Annotated in this window: 19 protein-coding genes and 1 tRNA gene; 8 read left to right on the forward strand and 12 right to left on the reverse strand. The window is 45.0% G+C overall.

Translation table 11 applies throughout. The features are described from left to right. Positions 1-51: 51 nt before the first annotated feature. The 4 genes from BP688_RS11010 to BP688_RS11025 are packed head-to-tail and all read right to left on the reverse strand — an operon-like array spanning position 52 to position 1546. Positions 52-282: a DNA-directed RNA polymerase subunit N gene (locus BP688_RS11010; protein WP_290597372.1), complete on the reverse strand. Its 231-nt coding sequence runs from the start codon at positions 280-282 to the stop codon at positions 52-54. Between the two features lie 6 nt (positions 283-288). Continuing rightward, the gene (locus BP688_RS11015) at positions 289-687 is read right to left on the reverse strand and encodes a 30S ribosomal protein S9 (RefSeq protein WP_290597371.1); all 399 of its coding nucleotides are present in this window, start codon (positions 685-687) and stop codon (positions 289-291) included. A 1-nt stretch (position 688) separates the two neighbouring features. Continuing rightward, positions 689-1159: a 50S ribosomal protein L13 gene (gene rplM / locus BP688_RS11020; RefSeq protein ID WP_290597370.1), complete on the reverse strand. Its 471-nt coding sequence runs from the start codon at positions 1157-1159 to the stop codon at positions 689-691. A 9-nt stretch (positions 1160-1168) separates the two neighbouring features. Beyond that, entirely contained in the window at positions 1169-1546 is a 378-nt protein-coding gene (locus BP688_RS11025; protein WP_290597369.1) for a 50S ribosomal protein L18e, read from the reverse strand. 124 nt (positions 1547-1670) lie between these two features. Between BP688_RS11025 and BP688_RS11030 the strand changes: the two genes are divergently transcribed. After that, positions 1671-2117 carry a TIGR00725 family protein gene (locus BP688_RS11030; protein WP_290597368.1) on the forward strand — a complete coding sequence of 149 codons (447 nt, stop codon included), beginning with the start codon at positions 1671-1673 and terminating at the stop codon, positions 2115-2117. Here BP688_RS11030 and BP688_RS11035 read toward each other — a convergent pair. Next, positions 2090-3223: a radical SAM/SPASM domain-containing protein gene (locus BP688_RS11035; RefSeq protein ID WP_290597367.1), complete on the reverse strand. Its 1134-nt coding sequence runs from the start codon at positions 3221-3223 to the stop codon at positions 2090-2092. The genes BP688_RS11030 and BP688_RS11035 overlap by 28 nt on opposite strands. Positions 3224-3298: 75 nt before the next feature. On the opposite strand from BP688_RS11035, the gene BP688_RS11040 reads away from it, so the two are divergent. Beyond that, positions 3299-3383, forward strand: a tRNA-Ser gene (locus BP688_RS11040). 42 nt (positions 3384-3425) lie between these two features. Here the strand turns inward: BP688_RS11040 and BP688_RS11045 are convergent. Further along, positions 3426-4373: a carbon-nitrogen hydrolase family protein gene (locus tag BP688_RS11045; RefSeq protein ID WP_290623816.1), complete on the reverse strand. Its 948-nt coding sequence runs from the start codon at positions 4371-4373 to the stop codon at positions 3426-3428. 223 nt (positions 4374-4596) lie between these two features. On the opposite strand from BP688_RS11045, the gene BP688_RS11050 reads away from it, so the two are divergent. The 4 genes from BP688_RS11050 to BP688_RS11065 all read left to right on the forward strand — a co-directional run bounded on the left by BP688_RS11050 (position 4597) and on the right by BP688_RS11065 (position 7926). Further along, the gene (locus tag BP688_RS11050; RefSeq protein WP_290597365.1) at positions 4597-5313 is read left to right on the forward strand and encodes a PIN domain-containing protein; all 717 of its coding nucleotides are present in this window, start codon (positions 4597-4599) and stop codon (positions 5311-5313) included. Beyond that, complete coding sequence (locus BP688_RS11055; protein WP_290623818.1) at positions 5297-5944, forward strand: hypothetical protein; 648 nt, start codon at positions 5297-5299, stop codon at positions 5942-5944. The genes BP688_RS11050 and BP688_RS11055 overlap by 17 nt, the downstream gene beginning before the upstream one ends. After that, positions 5934-6602, forward strand: a complete 669-nt coding sequence (locus BP688_RS11060) for an HAD family hydrolase (RefSeq protein WP_290597364.1) — start codon at positions 5934-5936, stop codon at positions 6600-6602. Before BP688_RS11055 ends, BP688_RS11060 begins: the two co-directional genes overlap by 11 nt. A gap of 145 nt (positions 6603-6747) precedes the next feature. Further along, positions 6748-7926 (forward strand): MFS transporter, encoded by a 1179-nt coding sequence (locus BP688_RS11065; RefSeq protein ID WP_290597363.1) that lies wholly within the window; start codon positions 6748-6750, stop codon positions 7924-7926. Here BP688_RS11065 and BP688_RS11070 read toward each other — a convergent pair. Both BP688_RS11070 and BP688_RS11075 read right to left on the reverse strand, forming a co-directional pair. Beyond that, positions 7903-8577 carry a hypothetical protein gene (locus BP688_RS11070; protein WP_290597362.1) on the reverse strand — a complete coding sequence of 225 codons (675 nt, stop codon included), beginning with the start codon at positions 8575-8577 and terminating at the stop codon, positions 7903-7905. The two genes, BP688_RS11065 and BP688_RS11070, sit on opposite strands and share 24 nt — an antisense overlap. A 34-nt stretch (positions 8578-8611) precedes the next feature. Beyond that, on the reverse strand, positions 8612-8872 hold the full coding sequence (locus tag BP688_RS11075) for a TIGR04076 family protein (RefSeq protein WP_290597361.1): 261 nt from the start codon (positions 8870-8872) through the stop codon (positions 8612-8614). Between the two features lie 85 nt (positions 8873-8957). On the opposite strand from BP688_RS11075, the gene BP688_RS11080 reads away from it, so the two are divergent. Beyond that, the gene (locus tag BP688_RS11080) at positions 8958-9110 is read left to right on the forward strand and encodes a hypothetical protein (protein ID WP_290597360.1); all 153 of its coding nucleotides are present in this window, start codon (positions 8958-8960) and stop codon (positions 9108-9110) included. A 3-nt stretch (positions 9111-9113) separates the two neighbouring features. Here the strand turns inward: BP688_RS11080 and tpiA are convergent, their stop codons facing one another. Genes tpiA through BP688_RS11100 form a run of 4 tightly spaced genes read right to left on the reverse strand, consistent with a single transcriptional unit; the run spans position 9114 to position 12237 of the window. Continuing rightward, a complete protein-coding gene (gene tpiA, locus BP688_RS11085; RefSeq protein ID WP_290597359.1) occupies positions 9114-9776 on the reverse strand; it encodes a triose-phosphate isomerase in 663 nt (220 codons plus the stop codon). Positions 9777-9785: 9 nt separating this feature from the next. Beyond that, entirely contained in the window at positions 9786-10970 is a 1185-nt protein-coding gene (locus tag BP688_RS11090) for a bifunctional 5,6,7,8-tetrahydromethanopterin hydro-lyase/3-hexulose-6-phosphate synthase (protein WP_290623820.1), read from the reverse strand. 36 nt (positions 10971-11006) lie between these two features. Further along, on the reverse strand, positions 11007-12092 hold the full coding sequence (locus tag BP688_RS11095) for a tetratricopeptide repeat protein (protein ID WP_290597357.1): 1086 nt from the start codon (positions 12090-12092) through the stop codon (positions 11007-11009). Further along, the gene (locus BP688_RS11100) at positions 12082-12237 is read right to left on the reverse strand and encodes a hypothetical protein (protein ID WP_290597356.1); all 156 of its coding nucleotides are present in this window, start codon (positions 12235-12237) and stop codon (positions 12082-12084) included. Before BP688_RS11100 ends, BP688_RS11095 begins: the two co-directional genes overlap by 11 nt. Positions 12238-12309: 72 nt before the next feature. On the opposite strand from BP688_RS11100, the gene BP688_RS11105 reads away from it, so the two are divergent. Further along, positions 12310-13779: a 2-isopropylmalate synthase gene (locus BP688_RS11105; RefSeq protein WP_290597355.1), complete on the forward strand. Its 1470-nt coding sequence runs from the start codon at positions 12310-12312 to the stop codon at positions 13777-13779. The last annotated feature ends 12 nt before the right edge of the window (positions 13780-13791 follow it).

Consider the following 13791-nt stretch of genomic DNA (forward strand, 5'->3'; position numbering starts at 1 on the left):
CCGAGATTTGAACTCGGGTCACGGCGTCCCGAACGCCGCAGGATCACCAGGCTACCCCACGGCCCCATGGAACCGGGATAACTCCTTAAGTACGGATTTATGAGTTATGAACATTCTCCTGCAGCAATATCTTTCAATTCCAAGCTCATCCAGTGCCTCCTTAGAACTTTTACCCTCCTTTAGCTTTTTCTGGTATTCCTCGTAGAGATGACCTATAACTGAACCGCATGAAAAACATCTGATGGGGAAGTCGCTTGCGCTCTCCTCTCTTGGCACATCCATCGGTATTCACCTATATGAGGTCTGCCTCCTCGCTCTTGCTCCTCTGCCTCCCTGTATCTTTGGAAGCTTTCTTCTGACATCGTTAACCAGAAGCATCCTGTCATACTCAAGAAACGCCTTTCTGAGTTCTTCGTCACCGCTGAACTCAAGCAAAGCTCTTGCTATTGCGGTTCTTGCAGCTTCAGCCTGAGCCATGAAACCACCTCCCCATGTCGTTACATCAATGTCAACTTTCTTTGCCAAGTCTTTGGCTATTATCAGCGGTTCCATGATCTTCATTCTGGCGAGTTCCGGTTCGTGAATTTCAACGGGAACCTTGTTGATTCTCACTCTGCCGACTCCGGGCCTTATCACTGCTCTTGCAGTTGCAGTCTTTCTCTTACCACTCGTAACAACAATTTTCATTTCAGACACCTCTGAAACCAAGATATCTGCTTACCTCTGCAAGAGTAACATACTTGTCTGTTTTTGAAACTTTCTCCAGTATAGCATCTTCAATCCTCTCGAAATTCTTATCTTTAAGCTCTTCGGGCACGCCCATAAATACACGGAGATTTCTGTAAGCTTCTCTTCCACGAGAGCTCTTCCAGGGGAGCATTCCTCTGACAGTTCTCTTGAAAATCTTTTCAGGGTGTCTTGGGAAGTATGGCCCCTTTTCCTTGCTTCCTCTATCGTACCTCTCCTTGTATCTCTCGAAAACCATGTACTTCTCTCCTGTAATCACAACCTTCTCAGCATTCACAACGACAATTTTCTCGCCGTTAAGCAATCTCTTTGCAATTTTGCTTGAAAGCCTTCCGAGAATATGTCCGGAAGCGTCAATAACTGTAAACTCATCGCCAAGAGTTCTTATAACCCTGCTCACATTTACCGCCACAGCATCACCTCACGCCATTATTCTAACTCCGCTCCCCTTCGGATTCTCTCTAAGAAGTTCGTCTATCCTCATGCACGTTCCTCCAGCCTCTGTAATCTTTCTCTTTGCCGTTTCCGAGAAGCTTAATGCTGCAACCTTGACTGGCTTTGTTATGCTACCGCTACCAAGAACCTTCCCCGGCACAACAACGTACTCATCTGCCTTAGCATACTTTTCAATCTTGGAAACGTTGACCTCCGCATGCAGCCTTCTCGGCTTCGCTAACCTCTCTGCTACATCTTTCCAGATTGCAGCACCATTCTTTGCTGACTCACTCAGCAGGACATCAATGAGAGTAACAAGATTTGGATTCGATTTTCTCCTCTGCAACTTTCTGATCTTGCTCATACCCTTTACACCTCAACGTAGTTCTGACCGTTACATCACTGAATTTAAATCTTTGCCGCATGTTAATTCTTTAATGTTCTTCCCCCCTGAGAAGGGCTAAAAATCCTTTCGAAAAGTAGATGTTATGCAGATTGGTGTGATTGGTGCCGGGCAATGTGATGAAGAAACTTACAAAATAGCCTATCGAGTCGGTCAGCTTATTGCAGAGAAAGGTCACATTCTGGTCAATGGTGGTTTGGGGGGAGTGATGGAAGCCAGTGCCAGAGGTGCAAAAAGCAGAAATGGCATAGTTGTCGCAATACTCCCACGAGGAAAAGAAATTGGCAACAAATTCTCGGATATAAGAATTGCGACAGACATGGGACATGCAAGGAACATTATAATCGTCCACTCGTCGGACGCTTTGATATCCGTTGGAGGTGGTTACGGCACGATTTCAGAAATTGCGATAGCGCTTAAAGAAGGGAAAAGAGTTGCATCCATCAGGCCTCCAGTGATTATAGAAGGTATGAAGGTCTTTGAAACTCCTGAAGAAGCAGTCAATTACTGTATTTCCTCCTCAGTCAAATAGCAGCTTGGATCCTCTCCCCACAGATCACCATAACGGTAAGCTCTAACTCTAAAACCTCCACAGAGTGTCTTGAATCTGCATCTGCCACACTTGCCCCTCAAGTATTCTATCTTGTTCCGCAGTTTCCTTAGGAGTTCATCATCTCTCATCCAGATTTCTTCAAAATCCTTCTCAAGAACATTGCCAACTGTGTAATCCCACCAGAACTGGTTAGGGTGCACGTCACCTCTGTGGTCTATACAGGCAAGTCTTGTTCCGCTACTGTCTCCTCCTCTGTACTTCAAAAACTCTAGAACCATTTCTGCTCTATCTTCATTCATCTGCTTCAGCCTTAGGTAGGTGTAGATACCATCTGCAGGGTTATCAACAGTCATAATCTCCATTCCCTCAACAACCGCTTCAGTAATCAGGTCATCAATTAACTTTCTTCTTTCAGAGTTGTTTATGTCATCCTCAAAATCAGCCCTTCCCGATGGAACGAGATGGTAAAGGCAAAATCTTGGAATCCCGTTCTCTCTTGCAAGTTTTATCAGTGGAAGAACCTCGTTATAGTTGTGTCTTGTTACCGTAAATCTTATGCCTGACAGAACAACTTCGCTGGCTATTAGAAGTCCCTTGAAAGCTTTTTCAAAGGCACCATTGACCCCTCTGAACCTGTCGTTTATTCCTTTAAGACCGTCAAGGCTCACTCCAACATATTCAAAAACCTCGAGATTTTCAGCAACGTCTTTGTCAATGAGCGTTCCATTTGTAGATAGAACAGTCCGTATCTTCTTCTTTTTCGCATACTCTGCAATATCAAATATGTCGGCTCTTAGCAAAGGCTCACCACCGCTGAAGAGTATCAACGGCACTTTAAAGTTAGAAAGCTTGTCAATTACCTCAAAGCACTGCTCGGTTGTTAGTTCGTAGGATTCGCTTCCAGCGGAGGCGTAGCAGTGCAAACATTTGAGGTTGCATCTGTTGGTCAGATTCCAGACTACGATTGGATGGAAGGAGGAAGCAAACTTTTTCAGGCTTTCTGGAATAAAGCTCGAGTCTCCTTCGTAAGTTAGATGCCTCGATACAGTCGCTTCACCTGATATCAACTTGCTGAGACTGATCACTCTTGTGACTTATTCCGGCTTTAGAAAAAGTTTGTGGGGAAAAGGATTAAAATCAGGTTTATCAAGTTAACTTGAGCCGGGGTTGCAGAGCCAGGCCACTGCGGGAGACTCGAGATCTCCTGCCCATTCGGGCGCGTGGGTTCGAATCCCACCCCCGGCGTCTTCAACTTATCTCTAACTCTTTATAATATCTGAACTCAGCTCAACTTTGGGAAAACTTTCTCCTCAAATATGGCCTCGTCTTCAGTCGGTAATACCATCTCCCGTGGAGGTTCTGATACCACCACACGAGGCGAAGCTGAATTGGAAGCTTAGGAATCCAGAAGCCCCTCGGAATGCTCTCGACTGGTTTTCTTCTTTCAAAGATAACATCAGCCATTACAAACCCTTCACCATCCTCCCTGCTCATCCTCTCCAGAACTCTTCCCTCAGCATCAACAATCATCGTCTCGCCGAGATAGTAGGACTTGAAGGGAAAACCTGGCAGCAGCGGCATTCCTCCCTCAAACTCACCAGCATGTGCTGCATGTATAACAGGCACACCGAGCAACCTCGCAAACCTAACGGGAGTTTCCCTCATTATTTCGAGATTTGTGTCGTGCAGCTTATCTGGAAACCCCGGAAGTCTTTTCTCCGGCAGCGTCCACCATGCTGAACCTCCAATTACAGCTTCAACTCTCCCTAGCATTCTTTTTGCGGTTCTCGTCCTAATGAACTCCCAGCACAGAGCTACGCCAACTTTTCCGAGGGGCGTGTCGAGAATGCCATCATCACTCCCGCCTATGTAGTAGCAGTTTTCCCACATCGTCGGCTGATCTTTGTCGTGCAGAAAGACGGAACCATCGGGAAACGCAAGAATGAAGGTGTTGTAGGCATCTCCATCACGGTAGGCTATGAAGGATCCTCCAACCACACCGCTGTGTTCTGCTGCAAGGTCTTTCAGCAGCTTGGCAGGTTCACCGTCTATAGGCTGAGGAACATCGAGCAGCTTGGGGCTGAATGCAACCGGGGAGGTGAAGAATTCGGGGAGAATGACTATTTCAGCCCCTTCTTTAAATGCCCTGCGTGCAAGATTTTTTGCCCTCTTCATGTTTTCTTGAACATTTCCCAGTTCAGCCCTCATCTGAACAGCCGCAACTCTAACATTCATGTTAATCCCTGCAAAACATATGGTCAATAGTATATATCATTCACTTTTTGAGCAAAAAGGGGTCTTAGTTTTAGTTGTAGTGTTGGGCGAGTGTAAGGAGATGACTGACAGTAGAAGTTTTTGTGGTAGAAGAAGTTCCCTTGGAGGAACGTTAATAGAATTGAACAAAAAATTTAAGTATAATCGAGGCTATCAACTATTGTGATAACAGTTTATCGAGATTTTGAAAAGTTATGAAAATTTAAAGAAGACTGTATTCTTCTGCCCCGACACTAACATCCTCTACCACCGCTTTATGACGAACTTGGGGATTGATTTGAGAAGTGTTTTACTCGTTAACGTTGTCAGAGACGAGATTGAAGCTTCGCTCAACTTCAAGTACTCTCCCAGCCAAATAGCCGAACTGAAAAAAGATGCCAAATACCAGTCATTCCTGCTCGATGAGTTCATCAACAGGAGGATGAAGAGGTCGAGACTCGCCTGCATTGCCCTGACAGAATACAGAGAGCTCAGAAGGTACGCTGTGGAGATAGAGGGTGTTGAGAGCTCAACAAACGATAAAGAGCAGAATGATTTAACGATCGTCAAAACCCTCAGAAGGTTCGAAAGAGAAAGAGCGGCTTTACCAGTAATGCTCACAGCCGACAGACAGATGGCAGACTTGTGTGAAGCTGAGGGGATAGAATACTTCCACTTCTCCATCCCACATGCCGTGAAGGCTGATTTCTGCGACCATTCTGGGATGATTAAACTGATATATAGCCTTGCAATGGTTTTCGGCGTTGTCAGACTGAACAGCGTTGTTGTATTTGGTGAATTCAAGGGAAAGAAAAAGATTGAAGAGCTGAAACTGAGATTTCTCGATAACGAATTCTGGAAAAGCTTCGAAAAACACCTGCGAATCTGCAGGAGGCTGATGGAACTTGGTATCAAGCAGTAAGTTCAGGTTCTCAGCCAAGAGACTTCAGCGGATTCGTGATAGGGTGAGAGAAATCAGTTTTTTCGATGTAGAGGGAGGCTGGCAGAAGTCCCCTGTAAGTCCGATGGAGGTTGCCAAGCTTTTTAAGAGAATAAGAGTTAAAGATGGGTTTGAACTGATAGCTTACGTTTTCAGAAGTAGTGTAGGTGGAAACGGAATTGTGTGGGCAGTTCCAGAAGGCTATTTTCCAGATGTCAGCGAGTGTGAGAGGCTCGGTGATCTGATGAGGACACCTAAACCCAGATGTGCCATTTCACCACATCACGTGGTTGAGGTGGACGGGTCTCCAGGATCTTACATTCAGAAATCAATTTTTATCAGAGAAATTGAGGAGTTCGGGGCTTTCTGGCATGGTTTAAGCTGGAGCCTGCATGAGATAATAGATAGCAAACCCAAAGGATTTAAGTGGTATGAGGATGTGGAGGACTTAAGTCCAAAGGTTGTGATGGGCGAAAAGGTTACAGTTGAGTTCTTTACCCTAAGCGAGTTCATCGGAGAAGCTGTTTACAGGCATGAGGATGTTTATGAGGGGGAGATGTTAGAGAGCAGCAGGAGAGTGATTGCAAGTGGAGGGATGGGGTATGTACTCTAAGATAAGGGCCGTAATCTTCGATCTGGATAACACTCTTGTTGATTTTGTTGAGGCCAAAATAAAGGCTTGCAAGGCAGTGATTAACAGAATCGGTTGCGGAGATGCAAACGAACTCCTGAACTACTTCCTCAGGTGGAGACACGGCTTTGAGAGCCACGAGAACATTGCCGATTATCTGAAGGATAAGGGTGTTTACAGCGATGAACTTTACAAAGAATGCTGTGAAATTTACGATAATGTTAAGCTGGAAAACATAACACTGTATCCAGGGATCAAAAATGTTCTCAGCAATTTAAAGCAAAGAGGGATAAAGCTGGCAGTCGTAACGGATGCCGAGAACGGTCATGCTATCTCGAGACTACAAAAAACCGATCTACTGAAGTACTTTGACGTCATAGTCTCTGCTGACATGACGGGGAAAAGAAAACCCGAGCCCGACTCCTTACTTTTAGCCCTCAAAAAGCTTGGAGTCGAGGCTGAAGAAGCTGCTATTGTTGGAGATAGCCTTCGCAGAGACATTGAGGCCGGAAAAAAGCTTGGAATGCTAACCGTGTATGCTGCATACGGAGACAGGAACTTCTTTGAGAGAGTAGGGTGTAAAGCCAACTTTGTTGCGAGAAGCCCCGAGGATATTTTGAAAGTTTTATTCTTTGAGTAATTCTTGATATGCTCAAAGCGGGCACTGACGACCTCGTTTAAAGGATGGACTTGGGAGGTATAATTTATCCCACTTTTAATAGTAAATCACCCAACTTGACCCACATACAAAAACATCTTTATAAAATCTTCTCACTGTTTTTTCCGTGATATGGGTGTATCCTCCTCTTGGCATGCTAATTCTGACCATGCTTGGTGGGATTTACACCTTCAGCCTTTTCTACGCTCCTATTCAGGATTACTATTCAATAAAGGACGTAGCCCCTTTAACTCTTGCCTTCTCTCTCATAACGCTTACATACTCAGTTTTTATAGTTCCTGCAGGGGTATTTTACGACAGAGTTGGGCCGAGGTTACCACTCCTACTTGGTGCGCTCGTGATTTTCCTTGGCTACACCTTAGCTTCGCAGATGAGATACTTTGACTGGAACACTGGTAAAATCCTATACTACACTGGACTTGGTGTTGCAGTAGGGTTGGGTATAGCGCTCGTTGATGCAGTTCCACGCCCGTTGGTTTCAAAATGGTTCCCAGACAAAACGGGAACGGCTGTTGGGATAGTGGCGGTTGGTTTTGGAATTGGGGCTGCCGTAATGACGCCGGTAATTTCATATCTTCTTAGCATCGCATCGGTTTTCGATACATTTGTTTACGTTGGAGTCATATACCTTATTGTTATCCTTCTCTGTACAATTCCAATGAGAGATCCAAGGATGGAGAGAAGAGAAGAAGAAGTTTCACTGAATCTTTCTGAAACTCTGAAAGATAGGAGGTTTCAGATTTTATGGTTGGCTTTTCTTCTTTCATCCTTCTCAGGATTGATGGTCATTGGAAATGCTGCACCTATACTGAAAGAAGGAGCGAAACAGACTCCAGAACTCGTGAGTTTAATTTCGACCTTCCTCATTGTCACATCAATAGCTAACGCGTCAGGAAGGCTAATTTGGGGTTTTCTGCTCGACAAAATCGGAGTTGTTAGCTCTATGTTGGCAAATTTTGTTACTACTGCCGTTTCTGCCTTTGCACTCTCGAAAACTTTCTCAACTTACTTAGTTTTCCCTCTGGCGTCTGTGATTTACGCAAACTATGGTGGGGTGCTGGCAATATTCCCTTCTGCAACGGCAATACTCTTCGGAAAGAAGTATGCTGGAAGGATTTATGGTGCGATATTCACAGCGTGGGGATTTTCCGGGCTTATAGCTCCATATGCAGGAGGGCTGGTGAGAGACGTTTTGCAGAGCTACACTGTTGCCTTCTACTTGGCCTCCCTTTCGGCTTTACTGGCAACACTTCTAATTCTTTTAAGCAGAAGATTTTTCAGATAGAAAAATGCGAATTTCTCTGATAAGCCTGTAAAGTTCACCTGTTCTCTTAATTTTGTAGATGGTGTAGGATAAAGGAAGATTCGCAATTAAAAAGGTCATCGGAATCCAGTAGAACTCGTTTTTCAGGAAAAACAGGGTGATTGCATGAATAAGCATCACCAGATTTTCGAAAAGAAGTGGAGTTAAAAAGAGTATCACACGGCTTTTCTGAGGAACCTTGAGGTAGCTTGCGTAATCGAGTTTCATTCCAAACTCAAGTGGGTTATACTTGTAAAATCCTTCAACCCTGATTCCCGAAATTTTCGCTCCTACAATTCTTCCTGTGAGGAAAGAAAAATAGAGGACAGAGAATTCAATTAAAAAAAGAGCAATTGGTTTCGGCAACAGAGGAATTTCTCCTAAGACCAGAAAGAAGAAAATGGTGTTCGAAATGATAAGGGAGAGGACGAAAACGACAACTCCTTTAGTGTAGTCGAGAACAATCTGCTTTTTGAAAAGTTTGTCTCTTAACTCAGCAACTCTTCTCAGAACATCATCATCAATATTTTCTCCTCTTTTTAACTCCCTGACAATTCTCTGGAAGTCTCTCTTAGCATCCTCTCCCTTTTTTACTTTCTCCTCAACAACTTTTAGTGCTTTTAAAATCTCCAATTTCTTACTTGCCCCTCTTGAGAAGGTAGTCATTTCACGAGTATTTTTCTCTCTCAATCCTGAAGATGACTGTGTTTTTGGGGTCGGGACACTGAAGGTGCTCCACAGCATTTATCCAGTCATCTGAAGGTGTCTCTCTATAAGCGGCAGTTATATATGGGATCAAAGCCGAAAAGGCGTATATGCATATCTTCCCCTTTGCCAGCGGGTCATCTATCTCTATCGTATCTCCTTTCTCGTATCCAGCGTAGCACTGTCCTTTAACATCCTCAACCACAATTTTAAGTCTGTGCATACCATGTATTGGATTAATTGTTTAAAAATTTTGAGAATGAGAAAAATTATATACTTCAAGTTTCAAATGAAGAGTAGATTTGGGCATGAAGCGGGCGAAAAAGTTCAAAGACTATTTCGAGGACATAAAGCCTGTAACTGATGAGGAGCTTGAGGAGCTTCTGAATGATCCTCCCAGACAGAGGAGGGGCAAAAGGGAGTTTAAAAAAGCGAAGAAGGAACTCTACAGAGAATTTTAAATCTCAGATAAGGCCAACAAGCTCCTCAAGAGCCATTTTCTGATCCTTAGCTTTGACTATTCCACTCGCAAGTAGCACACCTTCAGCCCCAAGCTCTAAGGCCTTGACGTAGTCCTCATGTGTTGTAATTCCAGCCCCACACAAAACTCTGACTTCTGGATTTACTGATTTTGCAGCCTTTACGGAGTTCTCCACTATCTGTGGTTCTGCTTTGCTTACCGGAATACCGCTTCCGATCAGCTCCGGTGGCTCTACAGCGACAAAGTCAGGGCTCAATGCTGCTGCGGCAGCGGTCGTTGGAACATTGTTCGTGCAGACGACAGAAGTCAGTCCCACTTCTTTAAGCTTCGAAACGTTGTATTCAATATCTGCCAGTTTCAGTCTTCTTTCGGAGTGGTTAATCAGACTGCCCTTGGCTCCGTATTCTGCAATCATTTCTGCGTTTATCCTCCCAGTGTGGCTGCCAAACCCAACGGCATCTACATGCTGGGCGTAAACGTCAACGCTAACCTCTCTTGCGATTACGGGTAGATCGAGGAAGGAAACAGCGATACCTATGTAATCATCGCACCTCGAAGCCACATTCTCAGCAATCCTTGCCAGTTCTAAAGCTCTTTTTCCAAACCCCTCCTTGTAAGCTTTGAAGTTGACAATTACAACACCCATTTTTTCACCTCAGAAGTCCGTCATTATTCTGAACTGATCTGTGTCGGGTTTCATGTGTCTCATGAACTTTCTCACAGCTCCTTCAATATCCCTTGCTTTCGTCACGGCTCTACCGACTACAATGATGTCAGCCCCTCCTCTGATAACTTCTTCGACGTTCTCAGGCCTTATACCTCCAGCAACTGCAACAAGAACATTGTATTTCTCTTTGATTTTAGATGCAAGCTTCCATGGAGGCTCCGCATTCTCGCTATCAATTGCTCTGTGCAGCTCAACTACGTCAGGGATAACACCTGCCTTCTCAATCTCTCCAAGTCTCTTAACAGGGTCTTCAACATTTAACATGTCCACATAGCTCAATATCCCGGTTTTTTCTGCCTCCTTTATTCCCTTCACTATAGTGCTTACCGGAGCAAGCCCGGATATGACGACGGCATTTGCGGTAGCGTCGGCAGCCATCCTCGCCTCAAGATTGCCAACGTCAAGCGTTTTGAGGTCGAGGATGTAGAAGGCATCTGGTTTTACTTCTCTCAGCTTTAGTATCACCTCACTTCCGTATCTCTTAGCGAGCGGCGTCCCAACTTCGAAGATAATGTGGTCACTATCGGGAATCTGCTCAAGAACCTTCAGCACCTCCCCGAGATCGGGGATGTCAATTGCAATCTGCAGATAGGGCGGGTCCCACAGCTTGGTAAGCTTCCTTCCCACGAAGGGGTGGAAGCTGCGATCTTTCTCGTACAGGACAGTATCCACATCCGGAAAGCTCTGCATCGCCCTCCTTATTGCGAGCTTTGTAGCCCCGTAGTTGTAATAGTAGATTTTGTGTTTATTTTTAGCTTCGGGATGGATGAATACACTCGCCACCACTACATAATCTTCAACCTTTTCCCTCGGGATTACCCCCTCTTCAACAGCATCTGCCACAGCTTTGGCAACTGCAGCCTGAGCCGGACCAAAGATAAGTTCAGCTTGTTCCATATCTCGAACGGTAACCTTGGGAACGATTACTGCAGGAGGTTTCGTTATTAGGTTCGGTCTCAGAACGGCGAGCAGTGGTGTGTGCCCGGCTGATAGTGTTGCAAGAGCGTTTGCAAAAGCAATCCCTGCTGGACTGTCTTTTGTGCCAATTATCAGATCAACATGAGCTACCTCGAACCCCTCACCAATAAGCGCCTCCCCAACTCTAAACTCCATGCCACTAAATCGCCAGCACCGTAATAAAGTTTTTGTTTAGCTCTGTCCACCCGCTCTTGCAATGTCTCCAGCAATAATCCTTAAGGTGTCAGCGAAAGCTCCCTCCTCCTCAAACTTCTCCCCCTGAACGATCGCCTTTATAATTCTGCCCGTTCTACTATCGAAGCTCGGTTCAACATTCTGACTGCCGTAGTAGTATCGAAGGATAAGCTTTTTTAGAGTTAGAGCATCTTCAGCCATCTCCCCCCCAGCCTCTATCAATTTGTCAAAGCAGTGCATGAAATTGACAGACTGAAATCCGAAGTTTCTGTAGGCTAAAAATGCCAGACATCCTGCCTCCATGTAGAGATTTAACGCCTCCTGTAATTTACCTTCTCTCTCGGCTTTTTTCGCCTTAAAATACACAATTTTCGCTTTTAGGTCAAGCGGCAGATTTTCGATCTTTTCCAGCCTGCTTAGAACATCCTCAGCTTCTGCCTCATCCAAAAACGGAAGCATGTTCTGCAGAACTGCTGCTAAGCTGGCATCCTCTTCACACTCTTCTATAGCATCGAGAGCCATTTTTAGAAGCATTCCTGCCTCTCTTTTCCTTCCGCTTCTCTGATAGACGACCGCGAGATTGTTTAGCAGCATACCCATTACACGTGGGTTTCTGGTTGCTTTGGCAAGTTTGAAGGCTTCGATAAGGTATTTTTCCGCCCAGTCTCTTAAATCGAGCTTTGCATACATCGTTCCGAGTGCAGTCATGATTGCTAATCTCTGCTCATTTTGCCCGTCTCCAAGCAGCTTGAGAGCGTCGGTGTATGCTCTCTCCGCTTCCTCATACCTTTTCAAAATCTGATATAGATTCCCGAGATTGTAAAGACAACCCGCAACATAGGGTATAAACTGCTCATCTTCCTCAGCAAGCTTGATGTACAGATTCAAAGCTTTCAGATATGTTTCCTCTGCCCTCTGGAATTTCTGGAGGGCGTAGTATATATTACCAAGCGTCCCCAACACTCTTCCTCTATCGTGCCTCTCTAAGGACTCTACAAGTTCAGCTCCAATCTCAGCAAGCTTTTCAAGTTCTGATAAATCCTTTGCAGAGTTGAAACTCTGAATAAACTCATCAGCGTTCATCCTTCTTCCCCTTTTTGAATATTTTTTCAATTTCAGCGTCCATATATCTCCGCTTGTGTTCACTCCCGAGGGCTTTTCTGTAATCAGCCCTCAGCTGTTGGGAAGCAAGCTTTTCGAGGAGTCTCTCCTTTTCCTCGTCGTCCATAGCATTGCTTTGATTTCGGTTCATTTAAAACTTGCCCAAAGTTTTTATTACCCATTCGTCATCTCCAAAATCGTGCAGGTCAAAATCCTTGATACGACGCTAAGGGATGGCGAACAAACACCAGGTGTTTCACTGAGTGTGGAGCAGAAGATAATGGTAGCCGAAGCCCTTGACAATCTCGGGGTAGATATAATAGAAGCAGGGACGGCAATAGCTTCTGAAGGAGACTTTCAGGCGATTAAGGAGATATCTCAAGGAGGATTAAGAGCCGAAATCTGCAGCTTTGCAAGGATAAAGAAGGAAGATATTGACGCTTCTGCAGATGCTGGAGCAGACTCAATTTTCATGGTCGCCCCGTCATCGGACATCCACATCAATGCCAAGTTTCCCGGAAAGAGCAAGGAGTTTGTTATTGAGAAGAGTATTGAAGCTGTAGAGTATGCAAAGGAGAGAGGATTGATTGTTGAGTTTGGTGCTGAGGATGCTTCAAGAGCTGAGCTTGACTTTGTCATCGAACTGTTTAAAAAGGCTGAGGAGGCAAATGCCGATAGAGTTACCTTTGCCGACACTGTTGGGGTTCTCTCTCCAGAGAGAATGGAGGAGATAGTTAAAAAAATTAAAGCTGAAGTAAAGCTCCCTCTTGCTATCCACTGCCATGATGACTTTGGACTTGCGACGGCAAATACAATCTTCGGTGTTAAGGCTGGAGCGGACGAGTTTCATGGAACCATCAACGGGTTGGGTGAGAGAGCAGGAAATGCAGCCATTGAAGAGGTGGTTATTGCCTTGGAGTATCTCTATGGGATAAAAACGAATATAAAGAAGGACAGGATTTATAACACTTCAAAACTTGTGGAGAGACTTTCGAGAGTAGTGGTGCCTCCAAACAAGCCTGTTGTCGGTGAAAATGCATTCACGCATGAAAGTGGAATCCACACCTCTGCCCTTTTCAGAGACGCCACAGCCTACGAACCAATTTCACCCGAAGTTGTGGGGAGGAGAAGGGTGATAGTCCTCGGAAAACACGCTGGAAGGGCGAGTGTTGAAGCAATAATGAACGAGCTTGGTTACAAGGCTACGCCAGAGCAGATGAAGGAAATACTCGTGAGGATAAAGGAGATCGGTGATAAAGGTAAGAGGGTGACCGACGCAGATGTCAGGACGATAATTGAGACTGTACTGCAGATAAAGCGTGAGAAGAAGGTCAAGCTTGAAGACTTGGCAATCTTCAGCGGTAAGAACGTTACGCCTATGGCAAGCGTCAAGCTGAAGATTAATGGACAGGAGAGGGTAGAGGCTGCAGTTGGTCTTGGACCTGTTGATGCAGCCATAAATGCAATCAGAAAAGCAATCAAGGAATTTGCAGACATAAAATTGGTCAGTTATCGTGTTGACGCCATAACTGGAGGTACCGATGCCCTCGTTGATGTGGTTGTGCAGCTAAAGAAGGATAATAAGGTTGTGACTGCGAGAGGAGCGAGGACTGATATCATCATGGCTTCAGTGGAAGCCTTTATTGAAGGATTAAACATGCTTTTCTAATTCTATTTCTTC

Source organism: Archaeoglobus sp. UBA230 (assembly GCA_002507545.1).
GTDB lineage: Archaea > Halobacteriota > Archaeoglobi > Archaeoglobales > Archaeoglobaceae > Archaeoglobus.

What these genes read in the sequence shown, in the direction of transcription:
- BP688_RS11080 (WP_290597360.1), top strand. Translation starts at nt 8,958, where the DNA reads ATGAAGCGGGCGAAAAAGTTCAAAGACTATTTCGAGGACATAAAGCCT.
- BP688_RS11025 (WP_290597369.1), bottom strand. Translation starts at nt 1,546, where the DNA reads ATGAGCAAGATCAGAAAGTTGCAGAGGAGAAAATCGAATCCAAATCTT.
- BP688_RS11015 (WP_290597371.1), bottom strand. Translation starts at nt 687, where the DNA reads ATGAAAATTGTTGTTACGAGTGGTAAGAGAAAGACTGCAACTGCAAGA.
- BP688_RS11100 (WP_290597356.1), bottom strand. Translation starts at nt 12,237, where the DNA reads ATGGACGACGAGGAAAAGGAGAGACTCCTCGAAAAGCTTGCTTCCCAA.
- BP688_RS11045 (WP_290623816.1), bottom strand. Translation starts at nt 4,373, where the DNA reads ATGAATGTTAGAGTTGCGGCTGTTCAGATGAGGGCTGAACTGGGAAAT.
- BP688_RS11095 (WP_290597357.1), bottom strand. Translation starts at nt 12,092, where the DNA reads ATGAACGCTGATGAGTTTATTCAGAGTTTCAACTCTGCAAAGGATTTA.
- BP688_RS11075 (WP_290597361.1), bottom strand. Translation starts at nt 8,872, where the DNA reads ATGCACAGACTTAAAATTGTGGTTGAGGATGTTAAAGGACAGTGCTAC.
- BP688_RS11060 (WP_290597364.1), top strand. Translation starts at nt 5,934, where the DNA reads ATGTACTCTAAGATAAGGGCCGTAATCTTCGATCTGGATAACACTCTT.
- BP688_RS11030 (WP_290597368.1), top strand. Translation starts at nt 1,671, where the DNA reads ATGCAGATTGGTGTGATTGGTGCCGGGCAATGTGATGAAGAAACTTAC.
- BP688_RS11090 (WP_290623820.1), bottom strand. Translation starts at nt 10,970, where the DNA reads ATGGAGTTTAGAGTTGGGGAGGCGCTTATTGGTGAGGGGTTCGAGGTA.
- BP688_RS11010 (WP_290597372.1), bottom strand. Translation starts at nt 282, where the DNA reads ATGGATGTGCCAAGAGAGGAGAGCGCAAGCGACTTCCCCATCAGATGT.
- tpiA (WP_290597359.1), bottom strand. Translation starts at nt 9,776, where the DNA reads ATGGGTGTTGTAATTGTCAACTTCAAAGCTTACAAGGAGGGGTTTGGA.